We start from the raw sequence: 16635 nt of genomic DNA on the forward strand, positions 1-16635 counted from the left end.
CTTTGCCATCGATGATCTGCACCAGGCGGTCGAGCCGCATCAGCGATGGCGGCGCCAGGCCCGGCGCCACCTCGTGCACCTGCACCGGCTGGCGCGGCGCGGCCGGCAGCATGGCCATTTCCGTCTCGCCTAGCGCCAGCAGGGCCGCATCGAGCTGGCCATGCACGGCGCGCGACAGGCCCCAGTAGCCGGCCAGGGCGGTGCAGGCGACGATGGCGAGGATCACCGCCAGGTGCACCAGCAGCAAGCGCTTGCGAAAGCTAGCCACCGTTGTTTTCCGCCAGGCGGAAGCCCCGTCCGCGCACCGTGTGTATCAGTTGCGGCAAGCCCGCCGCATCGACCTTGCCGCGCAGGTTGCGCACGTGGACGTCGATCAGGTTATCGATGCCGATCAGGTCCGCCTGCCAGATTTGCTCGGCCAGGCGCGCGCGGCTCACCACCTCGCCCGCCTGGCGCAGCAGGATCAACAGAATCGCGTATTCCTTGGGCGTGAGCACCAGCGGCGCGCCGCCGCGCGTCACCTGGTGGCTGACGGGATCGAGCGTCAGGTCGGCCAGCGCCAGCACCAGCGGACGGCTGATGTCGGAGCGGCGCAGCAGGGCGCGGATGCGCGCCAGCAGCTCCTCGAATTCAAACGGTTTGGTGAGGTAATCGTCGGCGCCCGTGTTCAGGCCCGCCACCCTGTCGGCCGTGGCGTCGCGCGCGGTGAGCATCAACACCGGTGTCTGGATGGCGCGCGCGCGCAAGTCGCGGCAAAAGTCGATACCCTGCTTGCCCGGCAACATCCAGTCCAGCACGATCACGTCGTAGTCGACGGCGTAGCTTTCCTCCTCGCCCTCTTCCGCGCTGTGCGCCACGTCGACAACAAAGCCTTCTTCCTGCAAGCCACGGGCCAGCAGGCGCGCCGCCTTGCGGTCGTCTTCCACCAGGAGGATTCTCATGCCTGCCCTTCGCATTTGTATCTATTTTGCCGTGTTCCCATGCCGGCATTTTACCGCGCCGCAGCGTGCGCGCACCGAACCTGAAGAATGATTCAGGCGTTCTTGGGCGCTTCTTCAGGAGCACCTTGCTATGCTTTTCCGGCTCTGTAGTGGCACCGCTCTCATGCCGCCGCCAGCGCCCCCCTGACCGCCCGCCTGGGCATGGCATCCACGCATGCCCCCTCACCACCAACAACAAGGAAACACGGGATGAACACGACCACCCCCAACGCCCTGGGCGCCTGCTGCGCGCTCGCCGTGGCCATCAGCTGCTCGGCCCTGGCCGGCTGCGCCAAACCGACGGCGGCAGCATCGCCATCAGCGTCTGCCCAGGCACGCCACCTGGACGACGGCAGCATCGCCGTCGACAAGATGTCGCCGCTGCGCCAGCGCCTGCAGATCGCGCCCGCGCTGGAGCAGGACATCGCCACGCTGACGCAGGCGCCGGGCAGCATCGAAGCGATGCCGGAAAAACTCGTGAAAATCACGCCGCCCCTGGCCGGGCGCATCACGCGCTTGCAGCGCGCACTGGGCGACAGCGTGAAAGCGGGCGAACCGCTGTTCACGCTCGATTCGGCGGAACTGAGTGCCGCCTACGCGGATGACAGCAAGGCGAAGTCCGCCCTGCTGCAGGCGCGCCAGGAACTCGAGCGCCAGAAAACCCTGTTCGAGGCGCAGATCGCCGCGCGCAAGGAATACGAGGCGGCGCAAACGGCATTCGAGCAAGCCCACAACGATGCGCAAGCCAGCGCCGACAAGTTGGCGCAGTACGGCGCCGGCGTGAGCGGGACCCGCCGCGCCCGCCGCGATTATGTGCTGCGCTCGCCCATTAGCGGCACCGTGATCGCCATGGACGGCGCCCAGGGCGGCTACTGGAACGATATCAACGCCCCCGTCATGACGGTGGCCGACCTGTCCACCGTGTGGCTGTCGGCCAACGTGGCCGAGCGCGACCTGGCACAGCTGGCGGTGGGACAAAAGGCCAGCATCGCGGTCGATGCCTGGCCGGGCAAAAGCTTCGACGGCAAGGTGGCCTACGTGGGCGCAGTGCTTGATGCGGAGACGCGCACGGTGAAGGTAAGAGTGGCCATCGACAACCGGGCCGGCACCTTCAAGCCGGGCATGTTTGCCCACGCGGGCTTTGCCGGCGCCCCGCGCCGCGCCATCCTCGTGCCGGCGGCGGCCGTGCTGCAAAGCGGGCTGTCGACGCGCGTGATGGTGGAAAAAAGCCCGCTGCTGTTCGCGCCGCGCACGGTGGAAGTGGGCGCCAGCCATGGCGGGCAGGTGGAAATCGTCTCTGGGCTGAAAGCCGGTGAACGCATCGTCGTCAAGGAAGGAGTGCTGCTCAATGATTGACCGTTTCATCGCCACCTGCTGCCAGCGGCGCGGCATCGTCTGGCTGGTCCTGCTGTTCGTCACCGCCTACGGCGTCTACAGCTGGAAACAGCTGCCCATCGAAGCCTATCCCGACATCGCCGACGTCACCTCGCAGATCGTCACGCAGGTGCCGGGCCTGGGCGCCGAGGAGATCGAGCAGCAGATCACCATCCCGCTAGAACGCGCCCTGCTGGGCACACCGGGCATGCATGTGCTGCGCACGCGCAGCCTGTTCGCGCTGTCCTTGATCACGGTGGTGTTCGAAGATGGCAGCGACGGCTACTTCACGCGCGAGCGGCTGCAGGAGCGCCTCGCCAGCGTGAATCTGCCGTACGACGCCAAGCCGGGGCTCGATCCGTATACGTCGCCGACGGGCGAGATCTACCGCTACACGCTGGAGTCGAAAACGCGCTCCCTGCGCGAACTGTCCGAGCTGCAGTTCTGGACCGTGATCCCCCGCCTGCAGCAGGTGCGCGGCGTGGCGGACGTGAGCAATTTCGGCGGCCTGACGACACAATTCATGCTGGAACTCGATCCCGCAAAACTCGACAGCTACGGCTTCTCGCTGGCACAGGTCAAGGATGCCATCAACGCCAACAACATCAGCGGCGGCGGCAGCGTGATCGACCGCGGCCAGCAATCGTACGTGGTACGCGGCGTCGGCTTGCTGCATTCGCTCGACGACATGGGCAACGTCGTCGTCAGCAGCAAGGACGGCGTGCCCGTGCTGGTGAAGGACCTGGGCAAGCTCGCGTACGGCAACGTCGAACGGCGCGGCATCCTCGGCAAGGACAATAATCCCGACACCATCGAAGGCATCACCCTGCTGCTGAAGGATTTCAACCCGTCCGCAGCGCTGGCGGGCATCCATGCGGCCGTGGACGATCTGAATGCCAACGTGCTGCCGAAGGATGTGCAGGTCGTGCCCTATCTGGACCGCAGTTCGCTGATCGACGCCACCCTGCACACGGTCAGTTATACCTTGGGCGAAGGCATGCTGCTCGTCGCCCTGGTGCTGCTGCTGTTCCTGGGCAGCCCGCGCGCGGCCGCCATCGTCGCGCTGACGATTCCGCTGGCCCTGCTGATCGCCTTTATCTTCATGCACCATTTCAAGATTCCCGCCAACCTGCTGTCCCTGGGCGCGATCGACTTCGGCATCCTTGTCGACGGTTCCGTGGTGGTGCTGGAAAACATACTGCGCCGCCGTGAACGCGAGCAGGAACGGCCGCTCTCCCTGCAGGACGCCATCGGCGCCACCTTGCAAGTGGCGCGCCCCATCATGTTCGGCATGGCCGTCATCATCGCCGCCTACCTGCCCCTGTTCGCCTTCCAGCGCATCGAGTACAAGCTGTTTTCGCCGATGGCGTATGCGGTGGGCGCGGCGCTGGTGGGCGCGCTGGTGGTGGCGCTGGTACTGATACCTGGCCTGGCCTGGCTGGCCTTCCGCCAGCCGCGCCGCATGCCGCATAACCGCGTGCTGGAAAAACTCACCGCCGCGTACGGCCGCTTCCTCGAGCGCATGGTGGGCGGGAAACGCTGGGTGGCGATGGTGTGCGCAGGATCGCTCGCTTCGCTTGCCATCCTGGGCGCCGGCATCGGCCGCGACTTCCTGCCCTACCTCGATGAAGGTTCGCTGTGGCTGCAGGTGCAGATGCCGCCCGGGATCACCCTGGACAAGGCGTCCGAAATGGCCAGCGAATTGCGCCGCGCCGCGCTGGAATTTCCGGAAGTGTCGACCATCGTCACGCAGACGGGGCGCAACGACGATGGCACCGATTACTGGACACCGTCGCACATCGAAGCCAGCGTGGGTCTGCATCCGTACAAAAGCTGGAAGTCTGGCATGAGCAAGCAGCAGCTGATCGCCAAAATGAACGAGCGCTTCGCCCGCATGCCCGGTTTCACGGTGGCCTTCATGCAGCCGATGATCGACGGCGTGCAGGATAAATTGTCGGGCGCGCACAGCGACCTGACGGTGAAAATCTTCGGCAACGACCTCGATAAAGTGCGGCGCATGGCCGGCAAGGTGGCCAATGTCCTGAAGACTGTCCCGGGCGCTTCCGACGTGGCCGTGGACGTCGAGCCGCCGCTGCCCAACCTGAAGGTGGAACTGGACCGCGCCAAGGCGGCCCGTTACGGCATCAATGCGGCCGACGTGGCCGACCTGATTTCCACCGGCATCGGCGGCGCGCCGATCGGCCAGGTCTACGTAGGCGAGAAAAGCTACGACATCGCCGTGCGCTTCCCGCCGGCCGTGCGTTCCAGCCCCGACGCCATCGCCAGCCTGATGCTGACCGCCGCGAATGGCGCCAAGGTACCGCTGGCGCAAGTAGCCGGCATCAGCACCACCTCGGGCGAGAGCGTTATCGTGCGCGAGATGGGACGGCGCCACATCATAGTGCGCCTGAACGCCCGTGGGCGCGACCTGGCCGGTTTCCTGGCCGAGGCGCGTCCGCTGGTGGCGCAAGCCGTGGCAGATGAACACCAGCGCATCAGCGTCGAGTGGGGCGGCCAGTTCGAGAACCTGCAGCGCGCGCAAAGCCGTTTGGCCCTGATCCTGCCGATGACGCTGGGCGCCATGTTGCTGCTGCTGTTTTGCCAGTTCCGCAACCTGCGCCAGCCTGCGCTGGTCTTGCTGGCCGTGCCGCTGGCCATGCTGGGCGGCCTGGCCGCGCTGCACCTGCGCGGCATGACCCTGAACGTGTCGAGCGCCGTCGGCTTCATCGCCCTGTTCGGCGTGGCCGTACTCAATGCCGTGCTGATGCTGGCGCAGATCAACCGCCTGCGCAGCGACGAAGGGAAAGGCCTGCGCGAAGCCGTGCTGGAAGGCGCGCGCGACCGCATGCGTCCCGTGCTGATGACGGCCAGCGTGGCCGCCCTGGGCCTGACGCCGGCCATGCTGGCGACAGGCCTGGGCAGCGACGTGCAGCGCCCGCTAGCCACCGTGGTGGTGGGCGGCCTGTTGACGGCTACCGCATTGACCCTGCTGCTGTTGCCGGCCCTGTATTACCTGATCGAGGCGCACCTGCAAAAACGCCAGAAGCATACCGAAGGAGAAACCCATGACACGTTGTAATGTACTGCTGGCGGCCTGGCTGATCGCGCCCGGCGCCCTTGCCATTCCGTTGAGCTTTGACACCTATCTGTCCGCCGTGGAAAGCCACAGCCTGGAACTGCAGGCGCAGCAGCAAGGCATCGTCTCGGCCAGGGCCGGCATCGGCATGGCCGGCCTGCGCCCCGATCCGGAATTCACCTTGGGCGCCGCGCGCGAAACCGTGCACGCGCTGCCGCACCGTCCCGTCACGTGGACGCCGGCACTCAGCATGGCCATCGAGACGGGAGGCAAGCGCGCCGCGCGCATCAAGGCGGCGCACAGCAATGTCGTGCTGGCAGAAGAAACGGTGGCCGGCTTCAGGAACGAACTGTATGCGGCGGCGGCTGCGGCGTTCACCGAAGCGTGCCGCACGCGCGACGTCGTGGCGCGCAAGGAGCAGACCATGGCGGCCCTGTCAAAAGTGGTGGAAGCAAATGGCGTGCGCCTGAAGGCGGGCGACGTGGGCGGCATCGAACTGCTGCAGTCGCGCGTGGAGCGCGACCAGTTCCAGGCCGAGCTGGCGCAGGCGCGCAGCGAGGCCGACAGCGCCATGCTGGAGCTGTCGCCGCCCCTGGGGCGCCAGCTCGACAGCCTGTTCCCGCAGGCGCAGCTGGCCTGCGACTTCGCCGCGCACGCGGGCACGGACAAGGACGCCAGCGTGCTGGTGCCGCAGGCGCTCAACGCCCGCAGCGACGTGCGCATCGCCCGCGCCACCCTGGACAACTTGCGCGATGGCGCGGCGCTGGTGCGCGCCAACCGCGCCGTCGATCCGACGGTGACGGTAGGCCTGTCGGCGGCGCGCGGCTACCGCGATGGCATCGACGGCAATGGCGATGCGGTCGATGGTGCGCCCCGTTCGCGCGCACTGTCCGTCTCGCTGGCCATTCCCATCCCCCTGTCGCGGCGCGACAACGGCGACGTGGTGCAGGCGGAAGCGGGCGTGACGCAGGCCATGCTGGCCTTGCGCCAGGCGGAACTGGCGGCGGAAACGCAGGTGCGCACGGCGCAGCGGCAATCGCGCTCGGCGCAGGAACGGCTGGCGCGCTACCGCAACGGCGTGCTGCTCGACGCGCAGAAGGTCGTCGATGGCATGCGCCTGTCCTACTTCAACGGCAATGCCTCGCTGCTGGAATGGCTGGCAGCGCAGCGCTCGGCCGACGACGCGTATCAAGGCTATCTGCAGGCGCGCGCCGATGCCGCCATCGCCAGCACGCAGCTGCAACTGGCCATCGGCCAACGGCCAAGCTTGTAGCGGGGGGAAGAGAGAACGAGGCGATACCGGTGCGGCAATACCGCACCGGTCATCAGGAACGGAGAATTACTGCGGCTGGGCGGGAGCGTCGCCTTCGGCGGCCGGATCGGCGTCGACGTCGGCATCGTCCGCTTCAGGCTCGTCACCTTCGCTGCCATCGGCTGGCTTCGGATTGTTTTTCGCTTCCAGCTTGCGCCTGGCTTTTTCCTCGGCTTTCTTCTTCTTTTCCAGCTCTTTTTGCCGTTTTTCGTATTGGAAATTTGTCTTGGCCATTTACTACCTCTTTAGTTTTTTATTGTTACAGATAACCGCATAAGGCACATTATGACGCAGTTGGGCGAAACGCAAAGTTTTTAGCCACGGGGATGGTGCCGCGCATGCAGCAGTTTCAGCCGCTCACGGGCCACGTGGGTGTAGATCTGCGTAGTGGAAATATCGGAGTGCCCCAGCAACAATTGCACGACGCGCAAGTCCGCGCCATGGTTCAGCAAGTGCGTGGCAAACGCGTGGCGCAGGGTATGCGGCGACAAGGGCGCCGTGATGCCCGCGTGCAGCGCGTGCTTCTTGATGATGACCCAGAACATCTGCCGCGTCATCGCGCCACCGCGCCGCGTAACGAATAGCGCATCGTCCATCTGCCCGTCGAGGATCACGCCGCGCGCTTCCTTCAGGTAGCGCTCGATCCACAGCCGAGCCTGCTCTCCGAACGGCACCAGGCGCGTCTTGCTGCCCTTGCCCGTGATGCGCAGCACGCCATCGTTGAGGCTCAGCTCCACCGATTGCAAGTCCACCAGTTCCGACACGCGCAAGCCGCTCGCATACATGAGTTCGAGCATGGTGCGTTCGCGCAGGCCCAGCGGCGTGCTGACATCGGGCGCCGCCAGCAAGGCTTCCACCTGCGCCTCGCTCAAGGTATGCACGAAGCGCGCCGGCTGCTTGGCCGAGACCATCTTCAGGCACGGGTCGGCGGCAATGTGCTTGTGCCGCAGGGCCAGCTGGTAAAACCGCTTGAGCACGGACAGGCGCCGGTTCGACGACGTTGCCTTGCTTTCGTCGTGGCGGGCGGCGAAATACGCTTCGATATCGGCCGTGGACACTTCGTACAGGCCCTCGCGCCCGGGACGCGACACTTCCAGCCAGCGAGAAAACAAACGCATGTCGCGCCGGTAGGCATCGAGCGAATTTTTCGACAGGCCGTCTTCCAGCCACAGGCTGTCGCAGAATTCATCGATCAGGGTGGCGTTGTCGGGTGCCAGCAGGCTGTTCATCATGCGTATCCCCCCGCGCCTTCATGCGCCAGCAGCCAGCGCTTCACGCCCAGATGAAATCCGTCCGCGTCGTCGTGGTGGGAAAATCCGCCCAGGCCGCCAGCAGCCGTGACCCGGTGGCACGGTATCACCAGCGGAAACCAGTTGGCACCGCAGGCCTGGCCCACGGCGCGCGGCGCCGAGCCGATGAAGCGCGCCACGTCGCCGTAGGTGCGCACCTGGCCGCGCGGGATCTGCGCGATGGCGGCCCAGACCTTTTGCTGGTAGACGCTGCCGATCTCGGCCAGTGGCAGGTCCAAGGGCGCATCGGGGTCGTCAAAATAGCGTGCCAGCTGCACGCAAGCCTGTGCCGACACGGCATCCTGCGCGTCCTTTTCCAGGAAGTGCGGCGGCAGGTAAACCAGCTCGCGCAGCAGACCATGTTCCGTGCGCACGCCCATGGCGCCAAAGGGCGCGGCCACGATGGCCGTGAACAGCTCGCTGCCTTGTTGTTTTTTCATCTGCTAATCAAAGGTCAAGTGTGGCAAATATACAACCGGATGCACCAAAACGGACATGCCGTGACGATTATGCACCGCCTTTCCCCCTACCGGCGGCCATGTCGCGGGACGAAAAAAAAGCGCACCAGTCGGTGCGCTTCAAATATTGCTTCACGTTCCCGGTCGTTTGGGTCCGCCGGTGCCGGCTTGTGGCCGCAGACAGCTATGACTCAACAACTTCTGTGAAACGTGTGTCTCCTCAATATATCCCCGGTATCAATACCGTTTTTATGGACCACTCCCCCACCAACCTGATAACCAATTCTGTACCGCGGCCTTGCTACCAGGGCGCATATGCTTATACGTGTTTCCCCGTAAGGCCGCCCATCATAGCGCATTTATTCGGCCGGATCGACTTTTTTTTGCACCATGACGGGGACAGTTACTTTAGTTGTAAATTAAATTTGGCAGCCACAGCGAGATTTGTGGTACGTAGGTAATCAAGCCCAAGAAGGCCAGCATCGTCAGCAGCCACGGCATCACGGCCACGGTCAGTTCGGAAATGCCCATCTTCGTGATGCCGGACGCCACATACAGGTTCAAGCCCACGGGCGGATGGCACATGCCCACCTCCATGTTGACCACGATCAGGATGCCGAAGTGCACGGGATCGATGCCCAGCTTCATGGCGACGGGGAACAGAATCGGCGCCATGATCAGCACGATGGACGACGGTTCCATCACGTTACCAGCCAACAACAGCAGCACGTTGACCACCAGCAAGAAGCTGATCACGCCCAGGCCCTTGCCCGTGATCCATTCGGCCATGGCCTGCGGAATGTTTTCACTGGTCATCAGGAACGAGAACAGCACGGCATTCGTGATGATGTACAGCAGCATCGCAGACATGGCGGCCGAGTCCAGCAAGACCTTGCCCACCTGCTTGATCTTCAAGTCCTTGTAGACGAAGACGGCGATGATGAAGGCGTACACGGCAGCCATGGCGGCCGCTTCCGTTGGCGTGAAGGCGCCCGAATAGATGCCGCCCATGACGATGACGATCAGCAGCAGGCCCCAGGCGCTCTTCTTGAAGGTGACGAAGCGTTCGCCCCAGCTGGCCTTTTTCATGCGCGGATAGTTGTGCTTGCGCGCCAAAAACCACGTCGTCAGGCCCAGCAGCATGGCCAGCATCATGCCGGGAATCACGCCCGCCATGAACAGCTTGCCCACGGAAGTATTCGTGCTGACGGAATACATCACCATCACGATCGATGGCGGTATCAAAATGCCCAGCGCGCCCGAGGTGGTGATGACGCCGGCACCAAAGCCGCGCGGATAGCCCTGCTTGACCATGGCCGGCAGGATGATGGAACCGATCGCCACCACGGTGGCGGGGCTGGAGCCGGAGACGGCGGCAAACAGCGCGCAGGCCATCACGCCTGCCAGCGCCAGGCCGCCATGCCAGTGGCCCACCATCGAGCTGGCGAAGTTGATCATGCGCCGCGCCACCCCGCCATGCGTGAGGAAGTTACCCGCCAAAATGAAGAACGGGATGGCCATGATCTCGAATTTTTCGATGCCCGTGAAAATCTTCAGGGCCACCGATTCGATGGGCACGCTGGTCATGGTAAACAGGAACGTGAGTACCGTCAGGCCCAGCGAAATGGAAATCGGCATGCCGGTCAGCATCAGCGCCAGCAGCAATACAAAAATAATCAGCGCATTCATGCCTTGGCTCCTTTTTCTTCCGCCGTCAATTCATCTTCCAGCCCCTCGACGTGCGAGTGGTCGTGTTTCGGCAAGGTGCCCGTCTTGATGAAATGCACCATCACCTGCAGGAAGCGGAAGCACATCAGGTAGGAACCGAGCGGCACGGCCAGGTACACCAGCCACATCGGCACTTCCATGTCGGCCGAAGTCTGGTCCGTGTGGCCGATCGACCACACGAAGCTGGCGCCCAAGGTCCCCACGATGCCGGTAAACAGGGCGCCGGCGGCCAGGCCGAAGACGATGAAACGGTCGCGCCAGCGCGGGTTCATGCGGTTGATCAGCACATCGACGCCCACGTGGATGCCCGTGCGCACGCCATACGCGGCGCCGAACTTGGCCATCCAGACGAACATGTAGATGCACAGTTCCTGGGCCCAGCTGGTATTGATTTGTATCAGGAAGTCTTGCAGGCCCGGTATCGGCAAGCCTGCCAGGTAGCGGTGCACGACCGCAACGAAGATGATGACGGTGGCCGCGCCCATCAGGGTCGCGATCAGCCACTCTTCCAGGTGATCCAGAAATTTCATGGTGGACTTTCAAAGAATGCGGGTACGCTGGCACCCACGCAGGACGCGCAGGTACCGTTGCTGCAGAAAGACAGGGATGCCCCTGGCAGCCGCGCCGGGTGGCGCGGCCAGCACGATTACTTCGCGCTTTCCTTGTTGATGGCCGAGATCAGATCCTTGCCGATGCGCGCTTCCATGGCTTTCTGCACGGGCGCCAGCGCCTTGCGCCATTCGGCCTGTTCCTGCACCGTCAGGGTATAGATCTGCGTCTTGCCGGCTTTCTTGATGGCGTCGAGGGCCTGGTCGTTGTCGCGCTGGGCGATGGCTTTTTCAAACGTGGTCGCCTCGCGCATGGCTTTTTCCAGCTGGCCGCGGATATCGGGCGGCAAGCCATCCCAGAATTTCTTGTTGACGATGACGGCATAGCCCAGGTAGCCGTGGTTAGACACGGTCACGTGCTTTTGCACTTCATGCATCTTTTGCGTGTACATATTCGATGGCGGATTTTCCGTGCCGTCGACCACGCCCGTCTGCAGCGCCTGATACACTTCCGAGAAGGCCAGCACCTGCGGGTTGGCGCCCAGCGCGCGCATCTGCGCGTCGAGCACTTTCGAGGACTGGATGCGCATTTTCAGGCCCTTGAAGTCGGCCGGGTTGTGCAGCGGCTTGTTGGCCGACATCACCTTGAAGCCGTTGTCCCAGTAGGCCAGGCCCGTGATACCCTTGGGTTCGAGTTTTTTCAGCAGGCTCTTGCCGATTTCGCCTTCGGTAACGTTGTACAGCGCCGTCTTGGTAGGGAAAATGTAAGGCAGGTCGAAGGCTTCGAATTCCTTCACGCCCAGTGGGCCGAACTTGGCCAGCGAGGGCGCCAGCATCTGCACGGCGCCCAGCTGCAGGGCTTCGAGTTCTTCCTTGTCCTTGTACAGCTGGCTGTTCGGGTACAGTTCGACCTTGACCTTGCCATTCGTGGCTTTTTCGGCCAGCTGCTTGAAGCGCTCGGCGGCCTGGCCTTTCGGCGTGTCGGTGGCCACGACGTGGCTGAATTTGATGACGATCGGCGCTTGCGCGTAAGCGTGCACGCCGGCGGTGGCGCCGATGGCTGCGCACAGCGCGACGAACAGGGTTTTCATTTGTGGCAGTTGCATTTTTGTCTCCTGAGTGGTTTTTAAAAAACTTTATTATTTGTCTACTTGGATATTGTGCCAAAGAAACTGCCACGGCTATTGTGGTTAACCACAATAGCCGCTTCCCGATAAGCCGCTACCCTGCCAGCCATGCCGACTTCCCCCACCCTTGCGCGCCGCTTCAAGCTCTCCAGCCCGGTGCGCTGGCTGCTGCCCGTCATCCTGCTGCTGTTGTTTCTTTCCATCCTGTTCTGGCTGCCCTGGCAGGCGCGCCAGATGGAAAGCAACGAGCGTCAGGAGCAGCTGATCGCCGATACCCTGTGGGTCGAGCAGACCATCCGCTTCCAGCTGGCGCGCAACGAGGAAAGCCTGTTCAACCTGGGCGTTGACATCGCCAGCGGTTCGCTGGGCGCGGAAAAAGTGCATGAGCGGCTGCAGCAGATGCTGCGCAATGGCCGCGAACTGCAACGCGTGCTGTGGCTCGATACGAGCGGCAAGGTGCAGGCCACCAGCGACAACAGCCTGCCGCACACCCTGTCGTTTGCGCCCGCCTCGCTGACGGCGGCCGACAACGCGCGCCGCCTGCACCGGGGTCAGTACGCCCAGCCGTCGCAGCAGACGGGCTTTCCCGACGCGCCGCCCGGCGCCATGCTGATGGATTACCACCAGCCCCTGTTCGATGGCCAGCGCTATGTGGGCAGCCTGGTGGCTACCTACCAGATCAGTAGCCTGCTCGATGAAATGGTGCCGTGGTGGTTCGCCCAGGATAACCAGATTTCGCTGATCGACCGCGACGACAAGGTGCTGGCGCGGCGCGCCGCCGCCGGCCCGGGCCACGGCGTGTACACGCACAAGCGCGCGCTCGACGTGCCGGGCGCCACCATCACCCTGTTTACCGACAGCGTGAAAAGCCAGCCCAAGCTGCTGCCCAATCTGCTGGTCGGCTCCGTCATCGCCCTGTCGCTGGGATTGCTGTGGAGCTTGCTGGCACTGTGGCGCCACATCTCGCGCCGCCTGACGGCCGAAAGCGCGCTGCGCCAGCAGATGCTGTTTCGCACGGCAATGGAAAATTCGCTGGTGACGGGCATGCGCGCGCGCGACCTGGAAGGCCGGGTCACCTACGTGAACCCGGCGTTTTGCCAGATCGTCGGCTATCCGCCCGAGGAAATCCTCGGGCGTTTGCCGCCCATGCCCTACTGGGTGCCGGAAGCGCTGGAGGAATACCAGCAGCGCTTCGTCAAGGCGCTGGCGGGCAACCCCACGCCGCAGTTCGAGACCTATTTCCAGCGCCCGGACGGCACGCGCGTGCCCGTGCTGATCTTCGAGGCGCCGCTGGTCGACAAGAATGGCCAGCAGACAGGCTGGATGGGTTCCGTGCTCGATATCTCGGACCGCAAGCGGGTCGAGGAACTGAACCGCCAGCAGCAGGAAAAGCTGCAAACCAGTTCGCGCCTGGCCACCATGGGCGAGCTGGCATCGATGCTGGCGCATGAACTGAATCAGCCGCTGGCAGCCATTTCCAGCTACACGACGGGCGCGTTGAATTTGATCCGCCGCGCCATCGACAGCGGCGCCCCGGTGGAGCCCAACACCTTGAAACTGGCACTGGAACAGGCCAGCGCGCAGGCGCAGCGGGCCGGCCAGATCATCCGCAGCGTGCACGATTTCGTGCGCAAGAGCGAACCGCAGCGCCAGGATATCGCCATCCGCACCCTGATCGACGGCATCCGCGCGCTGATCGACCTGCAGGCGCGCAAATACTATGTCACCATCCAGGAAGAGATCCCGGCCGACCTGCCGCTGCTGCGCGCCGATCCCGTGATGATCGAGCAGGTACTGCTGAACCTGACGCGCAACGCCATTGAGGCGATGCAGGACGCGGCGCCGGGACGGCGTATCATGCGCCTGCGGGCCAGCCACGACGCGCAGCAGGAGATGGTGACGGTGGACGTGATCGACCATGGCCATGGCATTGCGCAGGATGTGGCCGAGCGGCTGTTTTCGCCATTTTTCTCGACCAAGTCCGAAGGCATGGGCATGGGACTGAACATCTGCCGCACCGCCATCGAATTTCATGGCGGTGCGCTGACCTTCAGCGCCAACCCCGCCGGCGGCACCATTTTCACGTTCAGCGTGCCGGCCGCGCCGCGCGCGCCGCACTCGCTTCACCAATAACGCATAACGCATAACGACATTCCGGAGACACCATGCTGCATATTATCGACGACGAAGAAGTCGTACGCGACTCCCTGTCCTGGCTGGCCGCCTCGCGCAGCATCGAGGCGCGCAGCTATGCCAGCGCCCAGCAATTTCTCGATAGCCTGGACGGCAGCTTCGACGCCCATGGCGACTGCGTGCTGCTCGACGTGCGCATGCCCGACATGAACGGCATCGCCCTGTTCGACCAGCTGGTCAAGCGCGACCTGACGGCGCGCCTGCCGGTGATCTTCCTCACCGGCCACGGCGACGTGCCGATGGCCGTCGACAGCCTGAAACGGGGCGCCTTTGATTTCTTTGAAAAGCCGTTCAACGACAACGACCTGATGGACCGCGTGCAGCAGGGACTGGCCAACTCGCGCCAGGCGGGCGAACTGGCCGCCGTGCACGCGCGTCTGGCCACCCTGTCATCGCGCGAACGCGAAGTGCTGGACCTGATCTTGGCGGGGAAAATGAACAAGGTGGTGGCCGACAAGCTGGGCATCAGCATGCGCACCGTGGAAGTCCACCGCGCGCATATCTTCGACAAGATGCAGGTCAAGACGGCGGTGGAACTGGCGGGGTTGTTGAAGTAGACCTGAAACCCAGGTTCTTGACGCCGGGGTCGGACGGGGATGCCGAATCCCTGAGGGTCCGACCCCAGTTGCAGGTCCGGCGTAGGTCGGGTTAGCGCAACGCGCGTAACCCGACACCACCGCGGCATCACGCAGCATCATGCCCATGGCGCCCTTTCACCCCCGCGCCGCCAGCGGTGATGTTGGATTACGCGGCGCTTGCGCGCCGCTAATCCAACCTACGCCATGCCGCGCAATGCAGGTCCGGCGTAGGTCGGGTTAGCGCAAAGCGCGTAAGCCGACACCACCGCGGCGTCACGCAGCATCATGGCCGTGGCGCGCTTTCACCCCGCGCCGCCAGCGGTGATGTTGGATTACGCGGCGCTTGCGCGCCGCTAATCCAACCTACGCCATGCCGCGCAATGCAGGTCCGGCGTAGGTCGGCGTAGGTCGGGTTAGCGCAACGCGCGTAACCCGACACCACCGCGGCATCACGCAGCATGATGCCCATGGCGCCCTTTCACCCCCGTGCCGCCAGCGGTGATGTTGGATTACGCAACGCTTGCGCGCCGCTAATCCAACCTACGCCATGCTGCGCAATGCAGGTCCGGCGTAGGTCGGCGTAGGTCGGGTTAGCGCAACGCGCGTAAGCCGACACCACCACGATCATTCGTCGTGATGCTCATGGTGCTCCTCCACCCCATGCTTCCAGTAGCTTGCCACATGCAGGTGCTGCTTCGGCACGCCGGCATTGATGAAATGTCCGCGCAAGCCCTGCACCTGTGCGTGCTCGCACGCCACCCAGACATAACCGTCGCCCCCTGACGGCAGCGCGACCTTGGCCAGTTCGTCCAGCAGCAGGGCGCCGCTGCGGCCATTGCGCGCCACCCAGCGCAGGTCCAGCTGCGCCGCGCATTCGAGCGCGATCTGTTCGCCGTCCTCGACGATTTCGATCACGGCAATCGCGCGCGCAGTGGCCGGCAACTGCTCCAGGCGGCGGGCGATGGCCGGCAAGGCTGTCTGGTCGCCCACCAGCACATACCAGTCGAAATCAAGCGGCACCAGCATCGAGCCGCGCGGGCCGCCCACGCCCAGGGTCTGGCCAGGCTGCGCCTGCGCCGCCCAGCTGGCCGCGGGACCATCGCCATGCAGCACGAAGTCGATTTCCAGCTCGCGCCGTTCTGCGTCATAGCGGCGCGGCGTGTAATTGCGGGCGATGGGACGCGCCCCTTGCGCATACTGGATGGGATTGGCGCCGTTGCCCAGCACAGGGAACACGGGCTTTGTTTCGCCCGGGGCGGGGAAGAACAGCTTGACGTGGTCGTCCGACGCGGGCGAGACAAAGCCTTCCAGGTCGTTGCCCGCCAGGGTGATGCGGCGCATGTGCGGCGTGATCTGCTCGGTGCGCACGACGGTCAGGACGCGCAGTTTCAAATCGTGGCGCACGCGCTCGATGGCGTGCTGGCGTGGTGGTGCTGATGCTGTTTGTGGTGCAGTCGTCATTGCTTATCCTTGTAAAGTGGGCTCAGTGGCCGGCGGCGATGGCGCTGGCGGCCTGCTCCAGCACGGCGGCCACGCGTTCGGCTTCCGCGTCGCTCCAGTTGCTCTTGTTCTGCAGCAGCGCATGTTTCAGCGCATGCATGGCTTGGTGCACGCGCTCGGGCAGGGCGCGCCGCGCCTGCATGCGGGCGAACATGTCGAGACGCTCGAGGATGCCGTCGACCTGCGCGCGGTTTTCCGTGAGGTAGGCGCGCCCCAGGTCGGTGATGGTGTAGAGCTTCTTGCCGCTGGCGCTCTCGCTGGACGTCACGTAATCCTGTTCTTCCAGCAAGGTCAGGGTCGGGTAGACGGCACCCGGGCTGGGGGCATAGGCGCCGCCGCAACGCTCTTCGATGGCCTTGATGATTTCATAGCCGTGACGGGGACTGATCTCGATCAGCGCCAGCACGATCAGCGGCAGGTCGCCGCGGCCAAAGACGCGCTCGGCCCGTTCGCCGCGCCCCCGTCCACCGGG

At 64.4% G+C, this 16635-nt stretch carries 14 protein-coding genes and 1 pseudogene; 5 read left to right on the plus strand and 10 right to left on the minus strand.

The annotated features are described in order from the left end of the window. Nucleotides 1–268 (minus strand): annotated as a pseudogene (locus tag JaAD80_RS20245) (two-component sensor histidine kinase); the annotation flags it as partial. Continuing rightward, nucleotides 261–941 carry a response regulator transcription factor gene (locus JaAD80_RS20250; RefSeq protein WP_102296686.1) on the minus strand — a complete coding sequence of 227 codons (681 nt, stop codon included), beginning with the start codon at nt 939–941 and terminating at the stop codon, nt 261–263. The gene JaAD80_RS20250 and the pseudogene JaAD80_RS20245, both read right to left, overlap by 8 nt. A gap of 249 nt (nt 942–1190) precedes the next feature. On the opposite strand from JaAD80_RS20250, the gene JaAD80_RS20255 reads away from it, so the two are divergent. Genes JaAD80_RS20255 through JaAD80_RS20265 form a run of 3 tightly spaced genes read left to right on the plus strand, consistent with a single transcriptional unit; the run spans nt 1191 to nt 6703 of the window. Continuing rightward, nucleotides 1191–2336: an efflux RND transporter periplasmic adaptor subunit gene (locus JaAD80_RS20255; RefSeq protein ID WP_102296687.1), complete on the plus strand. Its 1146-nt coding sequence runs from the start codon at nt 1191–1193 to the stop codon at nt 2334–2336. Beyond that, nucleotides 2329–5433 carry an efflux RND transporter permease subunit gene (locus JaAD80_RS20260; protein WP_102296690.1) on the plus strand — a complete coding sequence of 1035 codons (3105 nt, stop codon included), beginning with the start codon at nt 2329–2331 and terminating at the stop codon, nt 5431–5433. Before JaAD80_RS20255 ends, JaAD80_RS20260 begins: the two co-directional genes overlap by 8 nt. Next, nucleotides 5420–6703: a TolC family protein gene (locus tag JaAD80_RS20265; RefSeq protein ID WP_102296693.1), complete on the plus strand. Its 1284-nt coding sequence runs from the start codon at nt 5420–5422 to the stop codon at nt 6701–6703. The genes JaAD80_RS20260 and JaAD80_RS20265 overlap by 14 nt, the downstream gene beginning before the upstream one ends. A gap of 66 nt (nt 6704–6769) precedes the next feature. Here the strand turns inward: JaAD80_RS20265 and JaAD80_RS20270 are convergent, their stop codons facing one another. The 6 genes from JaAD80_RS20270 to JaAD80_RS20295 all read right to left on the minus strand — a co-directional run bounded on the left by JaAD80_RS20270 (nt 6770) and on the right by JaAD80_RS20295 (nt 11856). Next, nucleotides 6770–6976: a hypothetical protein gene (locus JaAD80_RS20270; protein WP_102296696.1), complete on the minus strand. Its 207-nt coding sequence runs from the start codon at nt 6974–6976 to the stop codon at nt 6770–6772. Nucleotides 6977–7056: 80 nt separating this feature from the next. Continuing rightward, nucleotides 7057–7974: a site-specific tyrosine recombinase XerD gene (gene xerD, locus JaAD80_RS20275; RefSeq protein WP_258003101.1), complete on the minus strand. Its 918-nt coding sequence runs from the start codon at nt 7972–7974 to the stop codon at nt 7057–7059. After that, nucleotides 7971–8471 (minus strand): methylated-DNA--[protein]-cysteine S-methyltransferase, encoded by a 501-nt coding sequence (locus JaAD80_RS20280; protein WP_102296698.1) that lies wholly within the window; start codon nt 8469–8471, stop codon nt 7971–7973. The genes xerD and JaAD80_RS20280 overlap by 4 nt, the downstream gene beginning before the upstream one ends. A gap of 426 nt (nt 8472–8897) precedes the next feature. Further along, on the minus strand, nt 8898–10178 hold the full coding sequence (locus JaAD80_RS20285; RefSeq protein WP_034746868.1) for a TRAP transporter large permease: 1281 nt from the start codon (nt 10176–10178) through the stop codon (nt 8898–8900). Next, nucleotides 10175–10747: a TRAP transporter small permease gene (locus JaAD80_RS20290; protein ID WP_102296701.1), complete on the minus strand. Its 573-nt coding sequence runs from the start codon at nt 10745–10747 to the stop codon at nt 10175–10177. The genes JaAD80_RS20285 and JaAD80_RS20290 overlap by 4 nt, the downstream gene beginning before the upstream one ends. 116 nt (nt 10748–10863) lie before the next feature. Beyond that, a complete protein-coding gene (locus JaAD80_RS20295; RefSeq protein WP_102296718.1) occupies nt 10864–11856 on the minus strand; it encodes a TRAP transporter substrate-binding protein in 993 nt (330 codons plus the stop codon). Nucleotides 11857–12000: 144 nt separating this feature from the next. Between JaAD80_RS20295 and JaAD80_RS20300 the strand changes: the two genes are divergently transcribed. Both JaAD80_RS20300 and JaAD80_RS20305 read left to right on the plus strand, forming a co-directional pair. Then, nucleotides 12001–14025: a PAS domain S-box protein gene (locus tag JaAD80_RS20300; RefSeq protein ID WP_102296705.1), complete on the plus strand. Its 2025-nt coding sequence runs from the start codon at nt 12001–12003 to the stop codon at nt 14023–14025. Nucleotides 14026–14057: 32 nt separating this feature from the next. Continuing rightward, a complete protein-coding gene (locus tag JaAD80_RS20305) occupies nt 14058–14642 on the plus strand; it encodes a response regulator transcription factor (RefSeq protein ID WP_102296709.1) in 585 nt (194 codons plus the stop codon). A gap of 645 nt (nt 14643–15287) precedes the next feature. On the opposite strand, the gene JaAD80_RS20310 is transcribed toward JaAD80_RS20305, so the two are convergent. Both JaAD80_RS20310 and JaAD80_RS20315 read right to left on the minus strand, forming a co-directional pair. Continuing rightward, nucleotides 15288–16124, minus strand: a complete 837-nt coding sequence (locus JaAD80_RS20310) for a siderophore-interacting protein (protein ID WP_102296711.1) — start codon at nt 16122–16124, stop codon at nt 15288–15290. Between the two features lie 22 nt (nt 16125–16146). Next, nucleotides 16147–16635: PadR family transcriptional regulator (locus JaAD80_RS20315; RefSeq protein ID WP_102296713.1), on the minus strand; the 489-nt coding region annotated here is incomplete at its 5' end.

This window comes from Janthinobacterium sp. AD80, from assembly GCF_002878455.1.
GTDB lineage: Bacteria > Pseudomonadota > Gammaproteobacteria > Burkholderiales > Burkholderiaceae_D > Janthinobacterium.

Excerpts from the sequence above, each read along its gene's own strand:
- JaAD80_RS20280 (WP_102296698.1), bottom strand. The coding sequence starts at position 8,471 with ATGAAAAAACAACAAGGCAGCGAGCTGTTCACGGCCATCGTGGCCGCG.
- JaAD80_RS20270 (WP_102296696.1), bottom strand. The coding sequence starts at position 6,976 with ATGGCCAAGACAAATTTCCAATACGAAAAACGGCAAAAAGAGCTGGAA.
- JaAD80_RS20255 (WP_102296687.1), top strand. The coding sequence starts at position 1,191 with ATGAACACGACCACCCCCAACGCCCTGGGCGCCTGCTGCGCGCTCGCC.
- xerD (WP_258003101.1), bottom strand. The coding sequence starts at position 7,974 with ATGATGAACAGCCTGCTGGCACCCGACAACGCCACCCTGATCGATGAA.
- JaAD80_RS20250 (WP_102296686.1), bottom strand. The coding sequence starts at position 941 with ATGAGAATCCTCCTGGTGGAAGACGACCGCAAGGCGGCGCGCCTGCTG.
- JaAD80_RS20290 (WP_102296701.1), bottom strand. The coding sequence starts at position 10,747 with ATGAAATTTCTGGATCACCTGGAAGAGTGGCTGATCGCGACCCTGATG.
- JaAD80_RS20305 (WP_102296709.1), top strand. The coding sequence starts at position 14,058 with ATGCTGCATATTATCGACGACGAAGAAGTCGTACGCGACTCCCTGTCC.
- JaAD80_RS20285 (WP_034746868.1), bottom strand. The coding sequence starts at position 10,178 with ATGAATGCGCTGATTATTTTTGTATTGCTGCTGGCGCTGATGCTGACC.
- JaAD80_RS20300 (WP_102296705.1), top strand. The coding sequence starts at position 12,001 with ATGCCGACTTCCCCCACCCTTGCGCGCCGCTTCAAGCTCTCCAGCCCG.
- JaAD80_RS20310 (WP_102296711.1), bottom strand. The coding sequence starts at position 16,124 with ATGACGACTGCACCACAAACAGCATCAGCACCACCACGCCAGCACGCC.
- JaAD80_RS20265 (WP_102296693.1), top strand. The coding sequence starts at position 5,420 with ATGACACGTTGTAATGTACTGCTGGCGGCCTGGCTGATCGCGCCCGGC.
- JaAD80_RS20260 (WP_102296690.1), top strand. The coding sequence starts at position 2,329 with ATGATTGACCGTTTCATCGCCACCTGCTGCCAGCGGCGCGGCATCGTC.
- JaAD80_RS20295 (WP_102296718.1), bottom strand. The coding sequence starts at position 11,856 with ATGAAAACCCTGTTCGTCGCGCTGTGCGCAGCCATCGGCGCCACCGCC.